2 protein-coding genes are annotated in these 3,021 nt (G+C 40.7%); both read right to left on the reverse strand.

Annotation, left to right across the window (positions count from 1 at the left end):
* Positions 1-140: 140 nt before the first annotated feature.
* Positions 141-1,664 (reverse strand): YifB family Mg chelatase-like AAA ATPase, encoded by a 1,524-nt coding sequence (locus AC805_RS16140; protein WP_055076369.1) that lies wholly within the window; start codon positions 1,662-1,664, stop codon positions 141-143.
* Between the two features lie 457 nt (positions 1,665-2,121).
* A complete protein-coding gene (locus AC805_RS25685; protein ID WP_156341427.1) occupies positions 2,122-2,466 on the reverse strand; it encodes a hypothetical protein in 345 nt (114 codons plus the stop codon).
* Between the last annotated feature and the right edge of the window lie 555 nt (positions 2,467-3,021).

Below are 3,021 nucleotides of genomic sequence, written 5' to 3' on the forward strand. Positions count from 1 at the left end.
CAGCTATAAAAGCCCAAAAGAAAAGCCCAAAAGTAAAAGCCTTGCTTAGCAAGGCTTTTACTTTTGGGCTGTAAGAAAGGGTTTGCAACTCAAACCCTTTCTTACAAGCTGTTTCAAATTATCCCGAACTCACGTTATTTTTAAGTAACTCGATCAAGGGTACGGTATTGAACCGCTTCCGCGACATGGGCAAGCTGAATGTTTTCGGCATGGGCGAGATCGGCGATCGTTCGGGATACTTTGAGGATCCTGTCTGTAGCTCTGGCTGATAAACCCAAACGCTTAATGGCGGTTTCTAAAAGCTCCCGAGAAGAATGATCCAGTACGCACCATTGGCGTAAATGTCTAGATTGCATCTGGGCGTTACAGTTGATTTTTATTTCTTGCTGAAACCGACTCTGTTGAATTTTGCGCGATGCTTGTACTCTCTCTTTAACCGCACTGGAGCCCTCCCCTTCAGGCGATCGCGTCATTTCTTCGGGTTTGAGCCGAGCAACTGTTACCTGTAGATCGATGCGATCCATTAGAGGCCCAGAGAGCTTTGCCCAGTATTGTTCGCGCTGTCGTGGCGTACAAGTACAGGGCTGCACCGAGTCGCCATAATATCCGCACTGGCAAGGGTTGGTACTAGCGATCAATGTAAATTGCGCCGGGAAGGTAACCGATTGACGGGTACGGGAAATACTGACAAATCCATCCTCTAGAGGCTGGCGCAAAAATTCTAGGACATCCCGCTTAAATTCTGTTAGCTCGTCCAGAAAAAGTACTCCGTTCGTGGCAAGGGTAATTTCTCCAGGACGGGGAAAGCTGCCGCCACCGACTAGGGATGGACCTGAGGCGGAATGGTGAGGGCTGCGAAAGGGGCGATCGCTGACAAGTCCTTTACCTTTTAATAGTCCCGCGACAGAGTGAATTCTGGTCACTTCTAGGGCTTCATCAAAGTTCATTTTGGGCAGAATGCTGGGCAATCGTCTTGCTAAAAGGGTTTTCCCCGATCCTGGAGGCCCGACAAAAATGAGATTATGTCCACCAGCAGCGGCTATTTCGAGAGCGCGGCGGGCATGTTGCTGTCCCTTAACATCTTTCAGATCGAGCTTAAAGTCGCTGTCATGCCATTTCAGTTCAGAATCGATGACCACTGGCTCATATTTGTTGGGATTAGCTAAGAAATCGCCAACTTCAGTAATACTTTGTAGACCATATACAGCTATTCCCTTAACTAAGGCTGCTTCTTGGGCATTTTCCTTGGGTACGACGATCCCCATCATCCCCAAACGTTGGGCGGCGGCAGCGATCGGTAGGACCCCTGAGACTGGACGTAGCGAACCATCAAGGGAAACCTCGCCCAAGAATAGATAATCTCCTAATAATTGGGGATTAACCTGTTCCGAAGCGGCAAGGATGCCAATACTAATTGGGAGATCGAAAATTGGTCCCTCCTTGCGAAGATCGGCAGGGGTTAAATTGATAACAATCTTTCGCATTGGGAAGGCGAAACCTGCATTTTTGATAGCTGCTTTTACTCGTTCGCGGCTTTCTTGAACTGCGGTATCTGGTAATCCAACTAAAGTGATTCCAGGCAGTCCTCCCGATACATCTACCTCCACTCCCACTTGGATGGCATCGATCCCTAAAATTGCTGCACTCCAAACCCTTGCTAACACGTTTAACCTGTGAAAATTAGGTTTACAAATTCTTAATTAATAAAGAATATCACAGTAAATTTACGAGCGTAAGTTTATTGTGGTGTGACTTAGCAGTCGGGATACGTTGGTTAACTGAAGTCGATGCCCTATTTTTCTCATAATTTCCTGAGCATAATTAAAATCCAGAATTAAAATCTGCGGTACAAGCGCAGCGTGCGCCGTAGGTTTTAGGGTTTTATATTTAATTAAGCCTACTTACTTAGCTGAATGATAAATATCACGAATGATTTAGTAATTTTATATGTCAGTAATCTTACATATTTTAAATATTGAATATTTGGTATTTCTAAAAAAGATTTAAAAGATTTATCCGATAAAGATACTGATTCCTGACTTGATTCAGCAGTGAATATTTGATTGAATATCTAAAAAATGTAAACAAGAAGATAAACGATTATCGATTTAATTACTGATCCTAATAGTCTGACAAGCTAAGCGATCGCTCGTGAATATTTTGACTGTGCACTTGACCGTGCACCTGACCATGCATTTGACCTTGTATATTTTGGAGATCGGTCATTTCTTCGCAGCTTATCTCAATCTTTTCATGCAATGAATCATGCAATGAATCATGCAAAAGTGCATTGAAATTGTTCATCGATTGCCATGACGGTTCAAAGGGATGAGCCGCTAAGCTACATGCCTCCCAAGATGGGCTTACAGGAACATCTAATTTTCCACAAAATCCCCCTCTCCGACCTTCAGGACTGTAATGTTGACACAATCGACAAGCTGTAACCGAATTGTCTGAAGAGTTCATAGGTCTTAGTTTGACTTTGCCAAACTTAATATAAAAATCTATTAATAATTAAATTATGTCAGGTTGATAATTGAGGATAAATTGCGCTCAAGTTCATTCTTGGAGGCTATTTCAGCGATCCCCACCTCCATTTGAATTTAATAATGTCTTAACTGACTTCTGTAATGCTTTGCTAACAATCTTTTTAGGATATTTACAAATAGAAATCAAACTCTTTAATAATTAAGAAAATATAAAAAAGAATAAAAATGCTTTATTTTTAATCTAAGTGAGTATTTATACGCAGTATTTATCTGTGGTATTTATACGCAGTATTTATCTGTGGTGTTTATATTTAGTATTTATATTTAGTATTTATATTTAGTATTTATATTTAGTATTTATATTTAGTATTTATAAATAATTTCTTTTTTATCTATCGTAACGAAAGAGTTATTTAGAATGTAAACCCTAAAAGACAAGTTACGGCGAAGCACCGTAACTTGTCTTTTAGGGTTTGATTTGTCCTATTATCTTTTTTATTGCTATATAAGTAAGTGGGCTTAATTAAATATA

Origin of the sequence: Pseudanabaena sp. 'Roaring Creek' (genome assembly GCF_001402795.1) — a bacterium.
GTDB lineage: Bacteria > Cyanobacteriota > Cyanobacteriia > Pseudanabaenales > Pseudanabaenaceae > Pseudanabaena.

Bases quoted from the DNA above. Each gene is read 5' to 3' on its own strand.
- AC805_RS25685 (WP_156341427.1), bottom strand. From the start codon at position 2,466: ATGAACTCTTCAGACAATTCGGTTACAGCTTGTCGATTGTGTCAACAT.